Origin of the sequence: Wolbachia endosymbiont (group B) of Aricia artaxerxes, assembly GCF_964026975.1 — a bacterium.
Taxonomy (GTDB): domain Bacteria; phylum Pseudomonadota; class Alphaproteobacteria; order Rickettsiales; family Anaplasmataceae; genus Wolbachia.
The window spans coordinates 734,350-757,994 of the sequence record NZ_OZ034718.1; the positions used below are offsets into that span (position 1 = coordinate 734,350).

The following is a 23,645-nucleotide window of genomic DNA, read 5'->3' on the forward strand; positions in this document are numbered from 1 at the left end:
ATTTTAAAGTCAGAAAAACCATTACTTACAATTTAATAATTTTCCAAAATCAATTATGTGTGAAAAGTAACCACTATCTATAACATCATCACTTACATCATTAACGTGGATAAGGACTGGACGACATGAAAAGCCTTTTGGACGATTTAGTGCATCTATTTTCTTTTGTAACTCTTGTATTATTGAATGACCAATTTTATCTTTTGAAAATTTGATTTCGCAAATGTAGAGAGTGTTAAACTTCGTTTGAATCATATAATCAATTTGACAACCTGCACTATTACGTGTTCTTTTCTGAAAAAATGGATTCTCGCTTATTATTCTATCAATTCCTAAGATATTATGTATACTCTTTCTATTGTTCAGCACCAAATTTTCAAATTGAAGCCCAATAATTGTATACCACTCTGGTAAGAACCCTATAGAATAGGTGTCACGACTAATTTTTCCTAGATCTTTTTCGATATATTTTAGATAAAACCTTAAATAATTATCTTGAAGTCTGTACCTCCTGAGTCGTGAATCAGTACCAGTTTTTATACTCCAAGTATGATCCTTTGCAATAAAACCAGCAAGCTCAAGTTCATATAGATACTCAGAAATGCGTCCATGTCTTACGATATTTAAAGTAGCACAAATTTCTTCTTGTTCTTTAGCTCCAGTAGAAAGAGCTCTGACTATTTGCTTATAAAAAGCCGTTTTTCGCATGAATAAATCTGAGAATATTTGATTAAATTCTTCAACTAAAAACCCACCTTTTGTAAAACAAAGCCTTTTAATATTTTCTTCAGCGCTATGTTTAAAATTTACCTCCTCTAAATACTTTGGAATTCCGCCAGTTACTGCAAGCACCTTAAATTTTTCATATGCTGAAATATTTTTCGGCCAAAATTCATTGCAATCAGAAAGTGATAATTCTCCGAGTGTTAAAGTTAACGATATTCTCCCTACGAAACCAGTGCTGCTAAGTATATTTTTCTCGATCCAGGATGAAGCTGATCCACAAACAACGAAAATTAACTTGTTATTATTTTTTAGCTGCGTATCCCAAAAATTTTTTATTTTGCCTAAAAAGGTTGGATCTTTTGAGCCCATCCAAGAAATTTCATCAAACAGCAATAATGTTTTTCCTGATAGTAGACGTTCACCAACTGCCCATAGTAAATCGCTCCAGTCATCATACCTAGCAAAAGATGTATTAAATTGTCTAGCAACTTGTCTAGAAAATTCATTAAGTTGGTAGGACATTGTAGTATGCTTTTCTGGTGGCAAACCTATAAAGGAGTAATATTGCTCGAAGTATTTACCAAACTCTTGAATTAAACGACTTTTTCCTATACGACGCCTTCCTTTGACTACTACAAAAGATGCAGTATTTTTTTCTGTAAGCTCCAGTAGTTGTTTTAACTCAGTTTTTCTACCAATAAATAATGGAGACATAAAACACAAAATATAAATCTTTGTCTCCATTATACGAGATAAAATTAGAGACGTAAATAAATAAATTTAGATCTTTGTCTCCATCTTGAATTATTGAGAGGGTTTTGTAGCTTATGTTTATGGCAAAACTTTTTTCCTTTAGCTTCATCTACAAATTATTTATACAGATTACCTAAAAACTCAACTTAAGAATTTTAGATAAAAGTCGTTATATTTCAATAAGACCTCCAAAACCAGCTCTTGTTTCACCGAAATTACAAAAACTGTTCACTTTTTTGAAAAAATATTTTACAAGGAATAAAAAACATAATAAAATTGAACAGGGCTCTTTCTAGTAAGTGAAAGTTTAAGGTAAAAGATAATTTAGAAGTACCTCATAATCGAGTTTTAAGCTACCCTATGTGAGTAACTTGGGTCTTGGTGGTATAGTTGTACCCTGAGGTTGTAGAATCGCTTTAAAACCCAATTACGGGTATCCGTTCAGAGGTGCGGCTTAAGAGACAATAGATAAAAGGTTTTGAAATGGATTTAACTTTTTTTTGTCTCCAAGTGAGATACAGAGAAATTATCCGCTCAAGGAATCTATTCCCTCGCTCTGACTGTGCAAAATATGAATTCTTACGATAGACAACATAAGGTTCTGTCGCATCTATAAATCCTGGTATGTAACATTTGTAGGAAAGTAGAAAAGAAGTGATATGATCATCTAAAAAAAAAGCAAAGATGTTGGTTCTGTCGCATCTATAAATTGTGGTACAAGAAGATCGTTAAACTGGGATTATGGGAGTTATAGAGCAATTAGCATAGCAAAATTCTCAAAAGTAGAAACATTATCATTAGCCCCGATAATTTGTCTTTTTTGAATCATACGAATATTTTCTATGCCGGTAATGGTAATCTTTGCGGAGTGGAAGCTCTTAAAACCAAGCATTGGCTTTATTCGTTTTTTGATAAATCTATGATCTTGTTCGACAATATTATTTAGATATTTTATTTGAAAAACCATGATTCTACAATCTTCAGAAATTTCTGTATTCAAATCATCAAGAGCAGCAGTATTACTGCCGCTTTTATCAATTACTACTTTCTCAGGAAGGTTATTCTCTCTAAAGGCTTTACGAAAGAACGCAAGTGCCGCAGACTTGTCTCTACGAGCACACAACAGAAAGTCTACAGTATTACCAATAGTGCTCTGTATAGATAAACCCATTTGCCGTTTAATTTAACGTAGGTCTCGTCCATTCTCCAGCTACTGCCAACCTGCTTCTTCCTTTTCCTTACCGCTTCATCTATCAGTGGCACAAATCTGATAACCCACCTTTGTAACGTAGCATGATCAATTTTTGCTCCCCTTATACTCAGCATTTCTTCCAAATCTCGATAGCTCAAAGAGAATCTACATTTCATATATACAGATAACATTATTATCTCTGCTGAAAAGCTAAATCCTTTGAAATATGGCAATAATTTTGAACTAATACGAAACATCTTTGCTTTTTTTTTAGATGATCATATCACTTCTTTTCTACTTTCCTACAAATGTTACATACCAGGATTTATAGATGCGACAGAACCCCTTCATACGAGGAATCGTGTTCATCACCACCGTCATACGAAGAATCGTGTCACAGTAGTTTAGGTTATATTCAACCATCTAATCCAATACAGCAAAATCAGTTGTTGTGATGAAGGTATTAAAGAAAACAAGCAAAATTACATTTGTAATTTTGCTTCCTTTATCATCACTTAGAAATAGCTGGTTATGTTATGCTTGCCTATACTTGATTAAGTATATCAATAGGTAAATAAATCTTAATACAACTTTATTATACTGGTAAATACATTTTATAGAATGAAAGCATGGAAGATTTTATAACGGCAAGAAGGAAAGATGATGCTGTGATATCTGTTTCTCAGGATAATGAGAAAAAAAACGTGTTAATCTTGGGACTCAATCAAGCAGCAAGGAATTTATTAAAATGTGAAGAAGGGAATTTACTTAATAAGCCGTTAATCAATATTTTAAGTGCAAGAGCAGCTGAAGATATGAAAAGCTATTTGGAGTATACTGAAGATGGGCGCGATTTGCCCGATATATTGCCAAAAGTGATAGGCTTTTCTTTAATCGACGCTAAAGGAGAAGATATAAAAACAAAGGTAAAAGTTTTTCGCACAACGCAATTTACTAATAGCAAGATTAATTATGAGCTATTGATACGTGACATTAGCCTGTTTCATAAGCTAGCAATGTTTAGGGATAAATATCTGATGGGTAAGAAATATAAAAAACACAACTTGTTTGATATACCAGACAATGATTCAACGATTTTGGAGTTATATGTCATATTGAATTTTGCCTTTGAATATCAAATTAATGCAGTTATAGGAATAATAGGTTTAAACAGCAGTTGTAATAAGGAAAATGATACACTAAAAATTATCATAGAACATTTTTATAAAAATTGCCGTAGTGATGATTTTTTAGGATGTATTGATGAGAATAAGGTACTTTTTATTTTGATGAACTGTGATGCAAATAACACATCTAAAATAGTTAATCGTATACATTCTTCCATTAACAAGCAGTTATTAAAGCGAAAACTATCAAGCATATCAATTATTTATGGAAATATAATTCAAAAACATAGTGTGAAGAATGCTTAAACGCTTTTGTCATTAATTGGTTTGTAGTATCTAAGTTCTACACAATATAAGGATTGTTTTTTATTTCTGTTAAGCTTATATTAAGAATTTAAGCTTACCTATGAGGTTACTAATCACACTATTTTTATCATTACTTGTGGGAGGAAGTGCTAACGCTAGGGTAATTCTGGATAAGGAGATGTTTTATGTAGAACTAGATGGAAAAGTAGATTTAAGATTTGGCTACGCTTTCAATAAAGATTCTTTTAGCTCTACAAAAGACAAGACCTCAAGCTATTCAGACCTGCGCTTTCTTTATTTGCAGCAAGTTTATCCAAATACACAAATGGGGTTTAATGTTAAGGTAGGAGTTTCTGGTATTGCAAACTTAAAGGCACTAGACATAGAAAAGTTAGAAATGGAGAAGTGGTATTTTATCATAAAGAACCAGGAATTTGGATCAATTGAATATGGTAAAGGAAGTTTAGTTAGTCAGAGTATGTTAATTAACACTTCAAAAATTTACACAGCTGCCGGAGGAATAAATGGTCATTGGACAAATTACTCAAATTTGCGCGGTAATGAAAAAAAAGATAATGATCCTGGGTATGATAAAGATGAGGTATTTTGGGTAAAACCCAATATTTACAGCGACTATAATGGACTAGAGCTGAAGTTAAAACAACCAACGATAAACTATATTTCTCCTGAAATCTATAACTTTCAACTTGGACTCAGTTATGTTCCAGGAAAAAATAATTTGCAATATAACAATCTAATAGCCGCTGGTCTTTCCTATAAAAATGGCTTATCAGATGAAATAAATTTTACTACTGCTTTTACTGGTGAGTTTGCAAGAGAAAATTTAACTGATTGCTCGGATGGTACTTCTGAAAATTATAAATGCCGTAATCAATTGCTACACTGGAATTTTGGCTTGAAGCTAAAACTTTTTGAACTTGATTGCATTTTTTCGTACGGTAATGGCGGTAAATCTGGTGAGAAACGTAGTCCTGAAACAAGTAATATGAATTATATAAATGCAGGTGTTGCTTATCATTCTGATTCTCGTAAAGTGAGCTTAACATATTTTAGTAGTAGCAGGGATATTGTAGGCAAAGGTACAAACGAATTAACATCACAGGCTTTCAGTCTTGAATATCCATTAGCTCTTGGCACTTCATACTACTTCGATATTGTAAAATTTAGTACCAAAGAACCTGAAATCGAAAGTAATAACTCCGGGTATGTGCTTTTGGCTGGGCTGAAGCTAAGTTTTTAATGAAATAACCGGTTTGTAAGTGTTGTAATGTGGTAAATAGTAAGCAATGAGAGTAAAATCGAGTTGTTAATATATGTGCTATTTGATATGATAAAAATAACTATTATATAAGATTTTTAATAAAAAGACATTATGTCACTAATCCAAGTGTAGGCGATTATTAATTAGTAAACCAAATCCTTCACAAAAGAGTACCTCATTTGATTCTCTTTTTTCTTTTTTATATATAGAAAAATTAGATAGTATTGTGAGTGCGGTTTTTTCTGTATTCTGATGCTTCTCAATTCTATAGTTCTCGGGTTAAATTTTCTTTTTTTACTGTTATTTCTCTTTTTCGTCGTAAAAAAGAATAGAAAGCTAAGTGAGGAGAAAGCAAATCTTGAACTTAAATTAGAGCGTGAGCTTCAAGAGGCAAAGCGAACTTTACTGAATAAGGATGAAGAGATAGTTGGGTTGAAAGTCAAAAAAGCAGAGCTTGAAGTAATTCTACAAAAAGAGCGTGAGGAAAAGAAAAAGGAAATAGAATTACTGACAAAAGCAGAGGAGAGGCTTACAAACACTTTTAAAGCTCTCTCTCTTGATGCTTTGCAGGTAAACAACAATAATTTTCTGAATTTAGCGAAGGAAGTAATCGATAGTAAGCTAAAAGAAACAGAAAGTGATTTCAAAAAAAGGCAAGCAACGATCAACGAAGTTGTCACTCCAATAAAAGAAAAGTTAGAAAAATTCGATAGTGAAATACGTGACCTAGAGAAGGAGAGGGTAGGGGCCTATGAAGGTTTAAGGGAGCAAATTGGAGCATTAATGAGTCAAACTTCTAGCCTTGCTAACGCCCTGAGGAAGCCTCACATTAGGGGAAAATGGGGTGAAATGCAGCTAAAAAGAGTAGTAGAAATGGCGGGAATGATTGAATATTGCGATTTTTTGACTCAAGCTTCAGTAATTGATAAAAATGAGGACAATTTGTTGCGTCCTGATTTGATAATAAAAATGCCATCAGGAAAGCAAATAATAATAGATGCTAAAGTACCACTTGATTCTTACATGGATGCTATGTCGCAAAATGATTTACAGATACAAAAGGAAAAATTGAAGAATCATTCTCTGGCAATAAAAAAACATATAAATGATCTAGGCAGAAAGGAATATTGGAACCAATTTGAAAATACGCCAGAGCTTGTGGTACTTTTTTTAACAGGAGAAGGGGTTTTCAGTGCAGCACTAGAATGTGAACCAGCTTTGATAGAAATTGGAATAGAAAAAAAAGTAATTATTGCAACACCAATCACTTTAATCGCGCTACTTAGGGCAGTAGCCTATGGATGGAAGCAAGAGATGATAGCTGAAAATGCAAAGAAAATAAGTGAACTAGGCCATATTTTATATGAGCGAATCTGCACAATGGGCGAAAATTTTGATAATTTACGCAGAAGCTTAAAAAGTGCTGTTGATCATTACAATAAAACTGCTGGTTCGCTTGAGGCAAGAGTGTTTCCTGCTGCCCGAGAATTCAATAAGCTTGGTATACATGCAAAAAATAAAGAACTCACTGCTGCAAAAGAGTTGGAATCTTTACCACGCAGTTTACATGCTGAGAGGTTGAAAGTAGATTAGTATTTCAGGTCTCCTTAACTTACATTTGCTGATTAAAACAACTTTCTAAAAATTTTTTTTATATAGCTCAATTTCTGCACATCATTTGCTGTATAAACAGGTATAGTTTGTTGCTCAGTACCAGGTATTTCTACAAAAATTTTGCCCACTTCTTGACCTTTTTTAATTGGTGCGGGTACCATATCTTTATACTCAATACGCACTTTAATTTTATCATGTAATCTGCGGTTATAAGTTATGGTAACATCGTTTGCAACTGTAACGGGCACCTTTTTATCTTTTCCATAAACAATATTTATTTCTTCAACTACGCTATCCTTAGCAAATATTTTCTTGGTATTAAAATGATTTAAGGAATATTGTATTAGTCTTTTTGCTTCCTCTATTCGCTCTTTCTCGGTGTCCAAACCATTCACAACAGCAAAAATTCTCCTATCGTTCCGTTTTGCAGATACTATAATTCCATAACCACCAGCACTTGTATGACCTGTCTTTAGACCATCAACTCCAATATCATGGAAAAGTAAAAGATTTTTATTTTTTTGTACAATATCGTTATATGTCAAATATTGTTCAGAGAATAGATCATAGTATTCAGGAAAATCAGTAAAAATCCTTTTTGCCAGTGTTACCAAGTCTTTTGCGCTCATAAAATGGTTTTCATCTGGCCACCCGCTTGAGTTAACAAAATGACTATCATTAAGATTTAAATCTTGTGCAACTTCATTCATTTCAGCAACAAAATTCTCTTCTGATCCTGCGATACCCTCGGCTAGCGCTATGCATGCATCATTACCTGAGGCAATTGTAATTCCTTCAAGTAGTTCTTTTACCGTAACAAATTGACCTTCTTTCAAAAACATAGAAGAGCCTTTCCTTTCCCATGCTTTTCTACTTACTCGAAATTTATCTTCCATTTTTATTATTCCAGCTTTTAGATAGTCAAAAGCTACATATAAAGTCATTAACTTACTCATTGAAGATGGGGCCATTTTTTCCCTGGAATTGTGTTCAAAAATGAACGAGTCTGAAGCTAAATCTAAGACAATTGCTTGCTTTGCTTTGGTTCTAAACTGATATGAGTATGAGTAAAAAGGAAATATAAAAATTAATAGCAAAGTTACTAATTTGCTTAACATATTTATAATTTTAAATTTATAGTGTACTAATTAATAGTATGATTTTGCACGAGCATTTCAATAGATCTCTCGCATAAAACTTCCTTGACAAACTGCGCCAGCCCCCTTATTATGACAATAAGAGTATTTATCCTTGTTTTCGATCCGCGCGGGTTCAACAACAAAAATTCAGTAAAAAACTCAGATATTTATTGGCAAATTACATAAAAATTATAGCGGCTGCATGTCTTTTTTATTTTTTCTACATTCAGCCAAAACGCGCTTATTTTAAGCGTTAGCACATTATTACAGCGCCAATTTACATTATTATAGGGTCAAAACTCGTTACACGGGGATTTTTTTGCCTTTTTTTTCGCTTGGTAAATTTCTTAACATTTACAGCTAAAGCTTCAGGCCAGCACTTGATGCTGGAAATTTTTTGAGCACAAAAGTTATGCTAGGTTTTTGTTGGTAAGAAACCAGTGTCAAGCACTGGGATGACATAGAAGGAGCACTGGGATGACATAGAAGGAGCACTGGGATGACATAGAAGGAGCACTGGGATGATATATAGAAGGGACACTGGGATGAGGCTACTTGAATGACAAGAAGGAGGGAGCAGGGGATGACAAGAGAGGGGCTACTTTCATTTGCTGTCTTCAAAAATTTACAATTATGCTTCATGTGTTTTATTAAATATTTTACTTAAAAATTCAATTTCTTATTATAAGAGATAAGCAATTCATGAATAATGAAAGATTACAAAAAAGGTCATAGAAAGCGCCTAAGAGAGAGAATTATTTTAGATAACGGACAATCATTGCTTGATTATGAGATTTTAGAACACATTTTATATTCAGCATATAGTAGAATCGATGTAAAGCCAGTAGCAAAGAGTTTGATAGAAAATTTGGGCAGTTTAAATAAAGTTTTTAATGCCGATTGGCTTTGTTGCATAGCACTGATAGGCATGTAAATCACAGTGAATTTACGCAGCTAATTTAAATTCAGCCATACCTATATCAGTAAATTTGTTCAATAAGTAGCACTTAATTAACAGCTCTTTTTCACGATTTACCTCTGATTTATTTTTCAAGCCAAACCCAAATATTTGCTTCAACCTATAGAAAAAGACTTCAATATAAGACCGTGCTCCATACTTAACTTTTTTCTTCCATTCATTAATACCATCTTCATAATTCTCATATGACCTAATTCTACTAATATACTTGTTTCTTTCTGATAAGTAGTCAGCTAAACAAATTTTAGTATCCTTCCTAGGGCGAATAATAGGCACAATATTGTATTTTCTGCATTCTTTATACACACTTTTTATATCATAAGCCGCATCTGCTCGAATAGAACAAATGTTATATTTATCACTGACTTCTTCTAACATATCGCAGACCGGCAAATAGTCTACAGCAACACCACTAGTGTAGTTCATGCTTATTGCTTTCTTATCATTTATGTTTAAAACAACATGTAATTTTCTTACTTGACCATAACCACTGTATTTTCTTTTTCGAATATTAAGCTTACTATGCCCACCGTTATTATTGTAGATACTAACTCTAGTGCTATCTACGGCAATTTCAACATTTTCCAGATCATCTTTATTGCTTCTATGGTCATCAATCTTCAAATTAAGCTTTTTAAATCTTCTGGAAGCTTGTGTATAGCTGATAATCTTAAGTTTTTTGCCTATTTGTACCATATAACCTTTTACAAAACCTACAGCTTGTCTCAAGCCAATTCTAAAAAGATGAACTATTATGTGTATTAAAATTACAACTTTATCACTATAAGTGTTATTGCCACCTGCAACTTTTGGACTATTTTCATACCAATTTTCTATGGCTTGATTAACAAAATGAAAAACATTTCCTCTTTTTTTGAGAAACTCGTTATATTCTCTTTGGTTACTTACTCTCATTTTTTGTGGCATAAGTTGTACTTGTTTGAAAAATGCCTATTTTACAACAAAATTCGTTAGTAGCCATATATTAAAAAGCTTTTCTTCTTACAATAACCTCAACCAACACTAGCTATGCAACAAAGCCATGCCGATTTAGAAGCACTGCAAAATATTGAAGGAGTTAATAATGCAGCCATATCTGCTATCTTTTGTGTGAAACAGGCTTTTGTTCGTTCTGCACGAGAAGAAATAAAGGACCTACCTATAATCAATAACTGGGAAAATTTGCTTGATTATTTAAAAGTAAGTATAGGAAGCCTTAATAAAGAAAATTTTCGCGTCATCTATATGAATAAAAGATATCGTCTAATAGCGGAAGATCTGCAGAACTTTGGTACAGTAGATCAAACTCCTATTTACGTTAGAGAGATCATAAGACGCGCTCTTTTGATTGGCTCAACATCGATTGTAATATCCCACAATCACCCAAGTGGAGATATACAGCCTTCAAGTAGCGATATGTTTCTCACTAGACAGCTTGCAGAAGCTTGCAAAAGCATAGGAATAGAATTAATAGATCATATTATTATCACATTTAGTAGCTATTTTAGTTTCAAGGAAAATAGGCTTTTATTAGAGTAGATCTAAAATTGCTTTTGCCATTTTTCTTATTATGAAAGTAAAGCTATACATGAGGTGGTTGCCAGTGGAACAAAAATTTTCCTTCTGGAAGACAATGTGTGATTTAGGTAGTGGCAAATTGAAAGAAATACATGGTATTTGCCACTATTAGAAATCTCCTATTTTGATAAGACTTATGAGGTCTTTATTGGTTTTTTGAATTTTGTTGAAGCACTCACATGCTTACTCTAATATTTTGTTCACAGAGCCTAGTTAGCTCAATTTCAACGTTGATTTGTGAAGCTCTGAGTTCTGTTAGGGGATTTTCTGGTTGAATATCTAGCTTATTCTGTATGTTCGATAAACAAATTAAAGCCGAATCAAAAATTTCATCATACTGCTCTGCTTCATGCACACAATTGATTATTTCCTTAAATTTTTCCACATCTTGCGGCGTATCTTTTAATATTGCTCTTATTTGGTTTAGGTTTTGACGAATTTTTTCCTGATATCCAGCAATTCTCTCTTGATATATATCAATCATTTTTTGACATGAGGTGCCTCTAAATGGGTGTTCTGCTTTTTCCTTTATGTAGGAGCTCTGAAAATTTTTGCAACTAAGGACTGCTTCTCTACATTTTTTTATGTCACTAATTATACTGGTTATTGACTTACTTGCTTTCTCATGTTCTTCTTTTTTGATTATACATTCATCCTTTGTTTGGCTCATTTTATCATACAGATTTCTGCATTCTTTATATGATACCAGCGGTTGTAGTATTCCTTCCTCTACACCTTTATTATAAAAATTCTTCAACTCATCGCTTGATAGTATTCGTATAGCATCTTCCCTTTTACCTTGTGATTTAGGATACTTTTTGTTCAGTGAACTAATATAATTTAATAGGAAACTCTTAGTTAAATCTTCCTTTTTAACTTCTGATAATTTTTCTAGTGTTTCTATATATTTCAAAGTTTCCGCAAAAAGCTGTGCACCAGATGTAGCAAATCCTGGCAGTGGTTTGCTCTGCGCCTTATAAAAATCGGTTTGTAAAAAATCTTCGGCTTGTTTTTTTATTACTGAAAGTTCATTGAAGGCTTTTTCTGGATTGATTTTTTTTAAAATACTAGTAGCTTTTTTAATCGCTCTTTCTCTCTTTTTATTATCTTGTTTTTCGTTTAAGATTAAGCTTTCAGCTTCAGTAAAAGCATTGCCTTGGGCACTTTTGGCAATATTACAAACAACGTTTTTTACAACTTGCTTAGTTGCTACATAATCTATTTCCTTTGTAAAGCAATCAATAAATAGCTGCCAAATTTTTTTGTTAACGGACTTACTTGTCTTATGTTCTAAATCTTCTACATCTTTGAATCCTAAAATAGTATAGAGATTTTTTTCAATTATTGGTTCAGCATGTTGTTTTGCCACTTTACCTTTTATATTGAATAGAAATTCACTAATCTTAGTTGTGCCCATAATATTACCTCACAATATTAATGTTATATAATATAAAGTATAAAAGCTTAATGCTTAATTTTTACTTACTATTAATATAATTGAAGATTAACTTTGTTCCTATATTAAAACTTTAACTCCCAATTTATTATTAGTAATATCATTATATGAATCTTATGCCTGAATTTGGGAATATATTGTTATTGGTAGCCTGTTTGTTATCTTTAACGTATTTGTTTCTACCGTTTAGTTCTTACCGATTCGTCTCCTCTGCCATATTTTTTTGTGTGTCAGCATCAATGGCTATTTTGATCTACTGCCACATTAAAAATGATTTCTCACTTGAAAACGTATATTACCACTCACACACAACAAAACCTTTAATCTATAAGATTTGTGGTGTTTGGGGAAATAAAGAAGGGTCTATGTTGCTTTGGACCTTAGTGCTTGTCATGTATTTATTACTAATGGATATTTATATACCTTCTGTCATCCCAGTGCTTGACTACTTGGATCCAGACAATTTAATTGCAAATGAGTACATCAAATGGCAGTGTAATAAAAACTGGATTCCAGTGTCAGCTACTTGCATGACACCAGAACGAACTAATGGTAGTAAATTAAAAAAAATATCTCTTATCACCCAAGGCTTGATTTGCTTTTGTTTTTTACTGTTCACTTTACTTGAATCCAGCCCCTTCACTAAAATGCCAGGCATTGAAACAGATGGACTGGGTTTTAATCCGATATTGCAGGATATAGGCCTTGCTATTCATCCACCGGTATTATATTTGGGGTACCTTGGATTTAGCATTCCTTTTTCGCTCTCTATAGCTGGATTAATTTTAAATACTGAAGGAAATGTTTGGGCTAAAATTGTCAGGCCTTGGGTACTTATTTCTTGGTCGCTGCTCACTTTGGGCATCAGCTTGGGTAGCTGGTGGGCATATCGTGAACTCGGTTGGGGTGGATTTTGGTTCTGGGATCCAGTGGAAAACGTTTCTTTGATGCCTTGGCTAATTGCAGTGGCGCTGACACATTTGTTGCTCGTTGTACGAAATTTCAATACTTTAAGGAATTTCGCTATTTTACTTACGCTTACAACTTTTATATTGAGTGTGACTGGAACATTTCTAGTCCGCTCAGGAATACTTACCTCAGTGCACACGTTTGCAGATGACCCAAGATATGGACTGTATATATTAGCTCTACTTGGTGTAATTACAGTCAGTAGCTTAGTAATATTTGTAGTGTTTACGAGAAAGAATCACACATCTTTCCAGTATTCGATATTGGAATCTGAAAAGAAATCTGCTACTCAAGTGACAGAAGGTAGAAGATTCTTTTCACGCCTTACGATGATGCTGATGAACAATTTATTATTCATCACTGCCTTTTTCATCGTGTTCGTTGGCACTTTATACCCTACAGTGCTTGAGTATTTAACCGGTGAATTAATTTCAGTTGGAGCACCATATTACAATTCTTTATTTAACTCTATTGCACTAGCTATTCTAGTACTCACCATGATAGGGCAATACTGCAGTTGGCAGGGAAATAGTCTATTGCCAATATTCCGTGAATATAGATTTTCATTTTGTAGTGCTGCAGCTATTTTGCCGTTTATCTTTCACATGGAGCTAATGATTGTGCTATCAATTACCATCTCCATAGCATTATTAATCTTTGTTTTAGAAGCATATAGTAAAAGAATTTGTTTATTTAAGGTAGCATTTGGTGAATCAATTTTATTAGCAAGAAGAGTTTCTAAGTCCTACTATGGAATGATGCTTGCTCATGCTGGAGTGGCAATTCTAGTGCTTGGTATATCTTATTCCGTTGGTTGGCAGGAGAAAAAAGAAAACTACTTGGGAATAGGAGACAGCATAACAGTCAATAAATTTAAAGTTACTTTACGAAATATTGAGCTAATAAAAGAAAAAAATTTCCATGCAGTGAGGGGTACAATGGATATCAGGAATTTGCTGAATAATAAGATATTAGGTGAAGTAACTCCTGAATATAGATTTTACCTTGCGGAAGGTCAGAAAAATGTTGAAAGCAGTATCTACCACAATTTATTTTCTGATATTTATGTTGTAATTGGAGAGATTGATAAGAGTAAGAGCAAAATCGCAGCTAAAGTGCACTATAAACCTGGAATGTCTATAATCTGGCTAGGATCCTTTCTTATCGCTTTTGGCTCGCTCCTTGCTGCTTTGCCTTCTACCAAAAAAGTAGTTCCTTCAGTATCATAAAGTTTGCATTTTTTGGCAATTTAAACTTAAGCTAAGCAACACTAACCTCGCTAGCGAATTTTCTCTGTGTTCTGTTGTACAATAGGAAATAAAGATATATTTTCTAATGAAGAACTTACATGATATATGGAATCTACTTCCTCAGGCCTTTTAAAATATCCCTGCTTAATAGCGTCGTAGACAGAAGAACCACCAAGCAAGCAGTTCTCACCTAACTCTTCTTTATAATTTTTAAACTTTTCCAATATTTCCTCCTTGTTACTCACTTCTACTATAATTTTTCCTTCATCTTGCACATCAGAATACAATCTAGCATCTACTTTTCCCAAATCAGTATGAAAAGTCAGTACTATATTACCTATAAGGTCAGTATAATTTCTTACCCCACCTTCCGTTAAAATTTCTATCTCGCTTTCACCGATTGCTATCACGTCTCTTCGAAATTCTGTGCTTTCATCTGTTCCATTTATGATTTTTGCAACCTCGACTATACTATTCTTTGAGTATTTCAAGTAGAAAGTGAAGTTGTCCATTTTTGCCTCTTTTACCTTGCCAGTAGTTGCGTTTTTTGCAGCTTCCAAAAACCTTAGAGAATAATGTATATAGCTTTTACGTGCTTCTTTCAGATTAGCTTTGTGGTCTTTAAACTTCTCTAGTTTATCAATTACAATTATACTACTTAGAGTTTCAAATACTGCACCTCTTTTTACCAAATTACATACTATGCGACTAGCAACTTCTATGTCCCTTTCAACTTGAAAAATCTTTAATTCACTAATTCTTCTTATTACATAATCTGTAAAATTATACTTACTCTCATAAGTATTTTCATATATATTTCCCTCACAAGTAAGATTGAACCTTACCTTAGATTTTATAGCTTCATTTACAACCTGTTCTAGCTGATTTATGTCTTGAACTTCATTTAATTTATCAGAATATTTATCTGGATCTTGCTCATCTAGTAGAAAATCCTCTCCCCATAGATTTACACTTTTGCACAAATACTTTTTTCCATTATAGTCAACTTGTGTTTTTTTACGAAAAGTTCCATAAATAACATCATCAGTTAAAAAGTACTCTTTAATATTAAGGTTGGGATTATTAACTGCAAATTCTATTGGGGTTTTACCTTTTTTATCCTTTATATCAAGATTAGCTCCTTTCCTTAGAAGCAATTTGATAATTGTATCACAATGACCAGAACGAGTAGCATAATGCAAAGGCGTTCTTCCTGTGTCGTCCTTTTCATTAGGATCAGCACCTGAATTCAACAGTAAATCTATGCATTCTTTTGAATTGCTACATTCCATACTTGATAGAATATGCAGTATTGTCAGTTTAGATTCTCCTCTTTTAAGGTTGAGAATGGTTTTTAGATCTTGATTACTTTTATGATCTAGTAAAAATTTTTTAATTTTTTCAACATCGTTCTTATAATCCTTATAAGTAACATGTGGAAAGTCTTTAAAAGTACTTAAGAATTTTTTATTCAACTCCTTCTGACTCTCTGTTAAGTTGGACATGTCAACAAGCCACGTAGATATCAGCTTGCCAAATGCACTTCTTTCGACAACATCCGTTAAGGAGCAGTCATTGCGAAGTAGCAACGAGTATTTAATCAATTCATATTCATCATCTTCTTGTTGCTGTGTTTCTTCTGCTTTCTTAGAGTGCTTAAAATCATTTTTTATTAATTCAATTAAAAGCTTTAATGTGTTAAAACTTTTATGTCCCAATAAAGGATCTGCTTTGTTTTCAAGTAGAATTCTTGCTATTTCTGAATAGCCATTTCTAATAGCCCAGCATAACGAAGTACGCCCGTATTCATCCGCTACGTCAACATTAGCCCTTTTCTCTAATAGGAGTTCTACTATTTCTTCATGTCCATTGATAGTAGCACAATGCAAAGGAGTACACCCATTTTGATTTACTGCATCAACATTAGCCCCCTTGTCTAATAGGAGTTCTACTATCTCTTTATTTGCATTGTGAGCAGCACAATGCAAAGGAGTAAACCCATTTTGATCTGCTACATTAACATTAACCCCGTTTGCTATGAGAATCTCTACCACTCCTATACTGCCACTTGCAACAGCAAAGTGTAAAGGATTCCATCCATCTTGATCTGCTGTATTAACATTACCCCCTTTTTTTATTAAAAGCTCTGCTATCTTTACAAGATCATTTCTAGCAGCTATATGTAACAATGTACTTTGATCATCGAATGTATAATTTATGTTAAATCCATTATCTTGCCACTTTTTGTACGTGTCTGGATCTTCTTTTTCCAATTCCTCTTTTACCCTTTCGATTATATTGTTCTCATTTAAGTCACTTATTGTCCTTAATATTTTTAACAACCGTTCATATTCCATAATTCTACCTCAAACTATTTGTTTTTGTACTATAGCTAAAAAAAATTATTGATCCATAATAAAATAACCAACACCAGAGTAAGCGGTTTGCTGCTAACATATTTAAAAATGTTATGAACTTAATAAGAGAAAAAAATACCCCTGTAATGGAGCAATATTTGAACCTGAAAGCTCAATACAAGGATCATCTGCTATTTTATAGGCTAGGAGATTTTTATGAGTTGTTTTTCGATGATGCTATTAAAGCTGCGAAATTGCTGAATATAGTGCTAACCAAGAGGGGCAATTCAAATGGGCAAGAAATACCAATGTGTGGAGTGCCAGCACACAGTAGTGAGTCTTACCTGCACAAGCTAATAGATTTAGGATTCAAAGTAGCAATCTGTGACCAATTAGAAACTGCTGATGAAGCAAAAAAGAGGGGCTATAAATCCATAGTAAAACGTGATGTAGTGCGAGTTGTAACTCCAGGTACAATTATAGAAGATTCACTACTGGAGGATAAAAGCAATAATTATCTCGCATCCATAGTTGAACAAAATGATGAATATGCTATTAGTTGGCTTGAATTATCGACGGGAAAATTTTTTCACACTTTAACAAGTTTGAAGGCTCTAGATAGTGATTTATTGCGTATATCACCAAGAGAATTATTAATTTCTGAAAAATTCATTGAGGACGAAAAAATTAGATCGATTTTAAAAAATTATAAAATATCAATTACACAACACGCACAGAGTTTTTTTGAGTATAGTAAATCTCACAGAACGTTATGCGAGTTTTATAAAATCAGGGAACTTGGGAGTATAGGAAATTTCAGCAAAGTAGAAATCATGGCGTGTGGTGCACTGCTTGAATATGTCAGAGTAACACAAAGGGGCTCCATTCCAAGGCTTGAATTCCCAAAAACCTATAAGCAACAAAATTTCATGCTTATTGATGCTTCAGCAAGGAGAAACCTTGAGTTGTTTTCAACTCAATTTGGTGAAAAGAAAGGTTCACTAATTTCAGTTATTGATCACACAGTAACAGCCTCTGGTGGACGCCTGCTCAAACAAATGCTCGCTTCACCCCTTGCTTGCTCTAAGGCAATTAATTTGAGGCTCAGCACCGCTCAATTTTTTGTAAATAATCATGAGCCACGCAGAAAAATACGAGAGATATTATCTAACATTCCAGATATTGAGAGGTCTTTATCGCGCCTAATACTAGGGCGTGGTTCACCAAAGGATATGAACCTATTAAAAATAGGCCTAGGAAAAACTTTAGAGTTGTCTGAGTTTCTGTCTACCTTGCATAATTATTGTTTAAGTGAAAAATCAGAAATTAACTCTCAGATGTCATTCCAGTGCTTGACCAGAGAAAAGGAACCAGTTCAGGTGATAAGTAGTGACGAGAGTGAACTAAGCACAATACATAAAAGTCTTGGTAATCATAAAGATCTATTCGAGCTTCTAAACAGCGCTATACTTGATAACAACCTCAGTTCCGTAAAAGAAGGAGGATTTATCAATCCAAAATACAACTCAGAATTATCTGAGTTATCTTATATATTGAACAACAGTAACAAGTTGGTAACTAAGCTCCGTGAATCTTATCGCGACCTAACTGGCATTGCTGCACTCAAAATATTACACAACAATATACTTGGTTATTACGTTGAAGTGTCGGCAAATCACAAAATAACTTCGGATATATTTATTCATAGACAAAGCTTAGCAAATAGCATGCGCTACACTACTAATGAATTGAAAGAACTAGAAAATAAAATTCTTACGGCACGTGATGCTGCAATCGGCTTAGAAATGAAAATTTTTAGTGAACTGTGTAGTGAAGTCGCTAAAGAATCTGAAAAAATTGCTCTTGCTGCAAATGCTTTGGCAAAACTTGATATTAGAACCGCATTTGCAGAGCTTGCAGTGCAAAATAATTACGTAAAACCCATTATTGATGACAGCAAAGAGTTCAATATCTGTAGCGGAAGACACCCAGTGGTTGAAGTTAACGATAAATTCATTGCAAATAGCATCAATTTAGCTGGTATACATCTAATTACTGGTCCTAATATGGCTGGAAAAAGCACTTTTTTGAGGCAAAACGCTCTCATTGCAGTTTTAGCTCACATGGGGTCATTTGTGCCAGCAGAGAGTGCGCATGTAGGAGTGATTGACAAGATATTCAGCAGGGTTGGCGCAACGGATAATATAACAGCTGGTTATTCTACCTTCATGGTAGAGATGATCGAAACAGCAACGATAGTAAATCAGGCAACGGACCGTTCCTTGGTGATACTTGATGAAATTGGTAGGGGCACAGGGGTGTATGATGGATTATCTATTGCACAGGCGGTGATTGAACATATTCACAATGTAAATAAGTGCCGCGCCATTTTTGCAACTCATTATCATGAATTGACTAAAGTAGGTGAATACTTAGAAAATGTGAAATGTTTTTGTATGAAAATAAAAGAATGGAAAGGAGAAGTCATCTTTTTACATGAAGTAATTGAAGGCATTGCAGATGAGTCATATGGAATACATGTAGCAAAACTTGCTGGTTTTCCTGATTCTGTTTTAAACAGAGCAAGAGAAGTATTTGAGGAGCTAAAGGCTTGAGGAAAGTAACATTATATTACTCCACAATTATGGATTTTAGCAATCTATGGCGCTTTAATTTTAGTCAGCTTTCTGAGTAACTGAATTAACGTAGCATTGATCGATTGCCACATTAGTCAAGATTCCAATTCCACCACCTACAACTGCACCTACAGCTCCTAATGCTAGTTGAGTACCAATTCCAGCAGAAGACCCAATGATTAATGGAGCAAGAAAATATAATGCTAAAGCGCAAGTTATTGCAGCTACACTTATAACAGCCAGCTTTCTCGGACAAAAATTTTCTGGTGCCTCAGCACTAGATATAAATGATGATTTTACTAGATTTTTTCTACTTTCATGATCTAAAAAGCCACTCACTGTTCTCATTATAGGACGGGTAGAGCCGTCACCAGTCAAGTCAATTCTATCTTCCACTATATCATGAAGCTCTTTAACTTGAGCTTTATATTCATCCCAATAGTTTGATAACTCTTGTTGGTCATTGAGAAGATCTGGTTTATTTGAAGTTGTTAACCAGTGTGAGTCATGTTCCAAAATATATCGAATTGTAGCTTTCCCTATATCTATATGCCCTTCAGTAATTGCATACTTTAAAACACCTTCTGCTTTTTTCCTTCCAACATTAAGATCAGCACCAGCTTTTATCAATAATTCTACTATCTTTGGAGAATTATGAAATATAGCAATATCTAAAGGGACCATCTCATTACAATCTTTGATATTTAAGTTTGCTTTGTGTTCTATTAAATAACTTATAAATTTTAAGGTTTTATCAGATTTTTGATCGTCTATGTCTTTATGTCTGTAATATATTCTAATTGCAAAATTCAACGCAGTTTGACCCTTTAACGCACTACCACCAATAATTAAGTTCTGATAGCTTTTTACCTCTTGATTTATTAAGTTAACATCCGCACCGTTTTCTATTAAAGCCTTAGCTCCTTCGAAATTGCCTTGTGCAGTTTGCAGATGAAGTAAGTAACGACCAAGATGATCAGTTGCATTAGGATTTGCACCTTGTTCAATCAAATACCTTGCAATTTTATCATTAAATTTGTGATCATAAGTTGCAGATTCTAGTGGCTCAGGATTTTGCGATAACTCATCTTTAGCTATTAAGCTGTTAATCTGACAGATTGATTTTACTGACTCTAAATCTCTTCTTTTAACTGCCTTTGTGACTGCAGCGCTAAAGCTTATACCCTTTTCTATTAGATATTCGGCCATTTTGTTATTAGTAGAACACTTTAATAAATTTGTACCGCTTTGGGAATTAACCTCAGTGACAACATCTCGAATAATGGAACTATTTTCCTCAAAAATTGACTTTACTTTTTCTAAATCATTTTTGGTGACAGTATCAACAAGATCTTTTATTACAGCATTCACCCTCTCTTTTTTAGCTAAAATTTCTTTTAATTCTTCAGGGTTCATAAATACACCTCAACACACATAATAAAAAAGTATATCTAAATCAGAATTGCTTATAAAGGATCTTTAGATATTATCTTGCCCAAAGGTTAATTTATTTTATAATCTTTTTGTATTCTAGAAATTTCAATTAAATGAACTGTTATAAAACTCACGAGTGTAATGAATTAAGGAAGAATGATGTAGAAAAGGAAGTTACTCTCTCTGGGTGGCTGTACCGTAAACGTGACCATGGTAACCTAATCTTTGTTGATTTAAGAGATTTTCATGGGATTACTCAGTTGGTATTCAATAACGATAAAGATTTTTTTGATGAAATTTCGAATTTAAAATCAGAAAGTGTGATTACTGTCACAGGAATAGTCAAAGCTAGAACTGAAGATACGGTAAATAGCTCTATTTCCACAGGAGAAATTGAAGTTATAGTTAGTAATTTACAAGTTGAATCTGAAGTTGAGTTCCACTGTGATGAAGAAATAGCAAAAGAAGAAAGGAGTATATTAGCAAGTATCGCCGGTGAGCAAGAATACCCAGAAAACATGAGATTTAAATATCGTTTTCTTGATTTAAGACGTGAAAAGGTTCGTAATAACATTATTCTACGTTCACAGATCATTTCAGAGCTCAGGAGGCTCATGATAGAGCAAGGATTCTTAGATATTCAAACTCCCATACTTACTGCCTCTTCTCCTGAAGGAGCACGTGATTATTTAGTGCCAAGCAGACTAAATCCTGGTAAATTCTATGCATTACCACAAGCTCCACAGATTTTTAAGCAGTTGCTTATGGTTTCAGGGTTTGATAAATATTTTCAAATTGCACCTTGTTTTCGTGATGAGGACGCAAGGGCTGACCGTTCTCCTGGGGAGTTTTATCAGCTAGATCTTGAAATGTCTTTTGTAACTCAAGAAGATATATTTCAGGTTATTGAATCTACCTTATATAAAGTGTTTGCCAAATTTTCTCGCAAATCAGTTGATAAAGATTTTCCACGTATTACATACAAAGGAGCAATGCTCAAATATGGATCTGATAAGCCAGATCTGCGTAATCCATTATTAATCAGCGATGTTACAGAGATTTTCCGTGATTCAGAGTTCAATATTTTCAAAAGCAATATCGAGCGAGGTATGGTAGTCAGAGCCATCCCTGCTCCTAAAACAGCAGAGGAACCACGCAGTTTTTTTGATAAAAAAATAGAACATGCGCAAAAAGAATTCGGTGCTAAAGGTCTTGGATATATAACGTTTGATAAAGATGGCATCGCAAAAGGGCCAATTGCTAAATTCCTCGATGACAATAGGCTAAATTCCATAAAAGAAATAACGAATGTAAAGCCCGGAGATAGTGTATTTTTTGCTTCTGATAAGGAAAATGAAGCAGCAACAATTGCAGGGAAAGTGCGCACTCTTTTAGGTTCAGAATTGGGATTAATAGATGACGATATCTTCAAATTCTGTTGGATTATTGATTTTCCATATTTTGTATATGACGATAAGAGCAAAAAAATAGATTTCTTTCACAACCCATTCTCTATGCCACATGGTGGCTTGAAAGATTTAGAAGAAAAAGATCCGCTGGATATCCTTGCTTACCAATATGATCTTGTTTGCAATGGAATAGAGCTGTCAAGTGGAGCAATTCGTAATAACAAACTGAATATTATGTACAGAGCTTTTGCCATTGCAGGCTACAGTAAAGAGAAAGTTGATACAAAATTTGGCGCGCTTGTGCGTGCATTCAGGTTTGGAGCGCCACCTCATGGTGGAATAGCGCCAGGGGTTGATAGAATGGTTATGCTACTTGCAGATGAGCCGAATATTCGTGAAGTAATCTGTTTTCCTATGAATCAGCAAGGAGAAGATGTTCTAATGGGCGCTCCTTCTAAAGTAGATGATAAGCATTTACGTGAGTTGTCTTTAAAGGTTGTTGAATAAAGTTGTATATAACTTGAGTTTAGGTGGGGAAAAAACAAGAATATTGAATTCTGTTAAAGTAGTGCTAGGCCCTAGCACTACTTTATAGTTTTAGGATATCAAAAAGTTTGGTCTAGCGGGACTTGGCCCTCTATTCCGTTTACTTCTCCTTGAGAGGTGTAATTCCAATAAGTATAGTTTTTACCCGCATCCTTCCAATCTTTAGGTAATTCAGGCTCCGATCTTCCTCTCCAATCAGCAACCCATAATGGGTAGTGAGAAAAATTATGTTCTTCTTGTGTATAGTAATCATTCCACGTTTTTGGTGAAGCATATACAATTGGACTGTATCCTTTTTCATTCAATTGAGTCAATAAAGAATGAAGTTTTTCGGCTCTCTGTGTGTTAGTGTGTTTTGTAGGATCATCACATTTTGTTGTTCTTCCTTCGCAAATACCAGTTGTAGCACTAACAGCTAACTTATTTGTACCTGGCTCAAAATTAGCTTTTTTAAGTTCGTTAACTATGTTATTCAACTGACCTTCAGGTGTTGAGGTCATCCTAAATACGTGATATGCCCCAGCTTGCACATTATTATCTTTCATACTTTGAAAATTTTGTCCAAATTTAGTGTCTTGAAAAGTTTCTCCCTCAGTTGCTTTGGCAAATGCAAACCTTACCTCATCCTTTGCAACTTTCAACCAATCAATCTCTCCATTCCAATGAGATACGTCTATACCTTTTTCACTCATACTAACCTCATAATTACAATAAATGTTGAATATAGAATATAATAGTGAAAATTTAATGAATATCTTGTGAGCATATTGTAAACAATTTTATACTAAAACAGTTACAAAGTTCTAAACTACAATCTATAGACAAAAATACTTGTTATTAGTAAGTTAAATTATAGTGAGTTAAAAATTACGAGCGATATTCAAAAAGCAAT

14 protein-coding genes and 3 pseudogenes are annotated in these 23,645 nt (G+C 33.7%); 8 read left to right on the plus strand and 9 right to left on the minus strand.

Annotated features, from left to right (window positions below; genetic code table 11):
• Window positions 1–21: 21 nt before the first annotated feature.
• The 3 genes and pseudogenes from AAGE00_RS03335 to AAGE00_RS03345 form a co-directional block, all read right to left on the minus strand.
• On the minus strand, window positions 22–1,440 hold the full coding sequence (locus AAGE00_RS03335) for an AAA family ATPase (protein WP_012481774.1): 1,419 nt from the start codon (window positions 1,438–1,440) through the stop codon (window positions 22–24).
• 493 nt (window positions 1,441–1,933) lie between these two features.
• Window positions 1,934–2,075: pseudogene (locus AAGE00_RS03340) on the minus strand (IS66 family transposase); the annotation flags it as partial.
• Window positions 2,076–2,227: 152 nt separating this feature from the next.
• A pseudogene (locus tag AAGE00_RS03345) lies at window positions 2,228–2,928 on the minus strand (IS6 family transposase).
• Between the two features lie 372 nt (window positions 2,929–3,300).
• Here AAGE00_RS03345 and AAGE00_RS03350 point away from each other — a divergent pair.
• From AAGE00_RS03350 to AAGE00_RS03360, 3 genes are all read left to right on the plus strand, one after another.
• On the plus strand, window positions 3,301–4,104 hold the full coding sequence (locus AAGE00_RS03350) for a hypothetical protein (protein ID WP_264685015.1): 804 nt from the start codon (window positions 3,301–3,303) through the stop codon (window positions 4,102–4,104).
• A 100-nt stretch (window positions 4,105–4,204) separates the two neighbouring features.
• A complete protein-coding gene (locus tag AAGE00_RS03355; protein ID WP_265025370.1) occupies window positions 4,205–5,365 on the plus strand; it encodes a porin in 1,161 nt (386 codons plus the stop codon).
• A 273-nt stretch (window positions 5,366–5,638) separates the two neighbouring features.
• Complete coding sequence (locus AAGE00_RS03360) at window positions 5,639–6,979, plus strand: DNA recombination protein RmuC (RefSeq protein ID WP_007302846.1); 1,341 nt, start codon at window positions 5,639–5,641, stop codon at window positions 6,977–6,979.
• A 32-nt stretch (window positions 6,980–7,011) separates the two neighbouring features.
• Here the strand turns inward: AAGE00_RS03360 and AAGE00_RS03365 are convergent, their stop codons facing one another.
• The gene (locus tag AAGE00_RS03365) at window positions 7,012–8,118 is read right to left on the minus strand and encodes a D-alanyl-D-alanine carboxypeptidase family protein (protein WP_012482049.1); all 1,107 of its coding nucleotides are present in this window, start codon (window positions 8,116–8,118) and stop codon (window positions 7,012–7,014) included.
• A gap of 730 nt (window positions 8,119–8,848) precedes the next feature.
• Between AAGE00_RS03365 and AAGE00_RS03370 the strand changes: the two are divergent.
• Window positions 8,849–9,040, plus strand: a pseudogene (locus AAGE00_RS03370) (hypothetical protein); the annotation flags it as partial.
• A gap of 45 nt (window positions 9,041–9,085) precedes the next feature.
• Here the strand turns inward: AAGE00_RS03370 and AAGE00_RS03375 are convergent.
• Window positions 9,086–10,045, minus strand: a complete 960-nt coding sequence (locus AAGE00_RS03375) for an IS5 family transposase (RefSeq protein WP_341815149.1) — start codon at window positions 10,043–10,045, stop codon at window positions 9,086–9,088.
• Between the two features lie 102 nt (window positions 10,046–10,147).
• On the opposite strand from AAGE00_RS03375, the gene AAGE00_RS03380 reads away from it, so the two are divergent.
• A complete protein-coding gene (locus AAGE00_RS03380; RefSeq protein ID WP_341815354.1) occupies window positions 10,148–10,657 on the plus strand; it encodes a RadC family protein in 510 nt (169 codons plus the stop codon).
• A 214-nt stretch (window positions 10,658–10,871) separates the two neighbouring features.
• Here the strand turns inward: AAGE00_RS03380 and AAGE00_RS03385 are convergent, their stop codons facing one another.
• The gene (locus AAGE00_RS03385) at window positions 10,872–12,113 is read right to left on the minus strand and encodes a hypothetical protein (RefSeq protein ID WP_007302893.1); all 1,242 of its coding nucleotides are present in this window, start codon (window positions 12,111–12,113) and stop codon (window positions 10,872–10,874) included.
• Between the two features lie 146 nt (window positions 12,114–12,259).
• Between AAGE00_RS03385 and AAGE00_RS03390 the strand changes: the two genes are divergently transcribed.
• Window positions 12,260–14,350, plus strand: a complete 2,091-nt coding sequence (locus AAGE00_RS03390; RefSeq protein ID WP_007302894.1) for a heme lyase CcmF/NrfE family subunit — start codon at window positions 12,260–12,262, stop codon at window positions 14,348–14,350.
• 50 nt (window positions 14,351–14,400) lie between these two features.
• Here AAGE00_RS03390 and AAGE00_RS03395 read toward each other — a convergent pair whose 3' ends face one another.
• Window positions 14,401–16,728 carry an ankyrin repeat domain-containing protein gene (locus tag AAGE00_RS03395; protein WP_213863756.1) on the minus strand — a complete coding sequence of 776 codons (2,328 nt, stop codon included), beginning with the start codon at window positions 16,726–16,728 and terminating at the stop codon, window positions 14,401–14,403.
• A gap of 113 nt (window positions 16,729–16,841) precedes the next feature.
• Between AAGE00_RS03395 and mutS the strand changes: the two genes are divergently transcribed.
• The gene (gene mutS, locus AAGE00_RS03400) at window positions 16,842–19,343 is read left to right on the plus strand and encodes a DNA mismatch repair protein MutS (protein ID WP_017531728.1); all 2,502 of its coding nucleotides are present in this window, start codon (window positions 16,842–16,844) and stop codon (window positions 19,341–19,343) included.
• A gap of 60 nt (window positions 19,344–19,403) precedes the next feature.
• Here the strand turns inward: mutS and AAGE00_RS03405 are convergent, their stop codons facing one another.
• Window positions 19,404–20,780 (minus strand): ankyrin repeat domain-containing protein, encoded by a 1,377-nt coding sequence (locus AAGE00_RS03405; protein WP_341815355.1) that lies wholly within the window; start codon window positions 20,778–20,780, stop codon window positions 19,404–19,406.
• A 131-nt stretch (window positions 20,781–20,911) separates the two neighbouring features.
• Here AAGE00_RS03405 and aspS point away from each other — a divergent pair, with 131 nt between their 5' ends.
• Window positions 20,912–22,714 carry an aspartate--tRNA ligase gene (gene aspS, locus AAGE00_RS03410; RefSeq protein WP_341815356.1) on the plus strand — a complete coding sequence of 601 codons (1,803 nt, stop codon included), beginning with the start codon at window positions 20,912–20,914 and terminating at the stop codon, window positions 22,712–22,714.
• A 98-nt stretch (window positions 22,715–22,812) separates the two neighbouring features.
• Here aspS and AAGE00_RS03415 read toward each other — a convergent pair whose 3' ends face one another.
• Window positions 22,813–23,445: a glycoside hydrolase family 25 protein gene (locus tag AAGE00_RS03415; RefSeq protein WP_007302899.1), complete on the minus strand. Its 633-nt coding sequence runs from the start codon at window positions 23,443–23,445 to the stop codon at window positions 22,813–22,815.
• Window positions 23,446–23,645 lie beyond the last annotated feature (200 nt).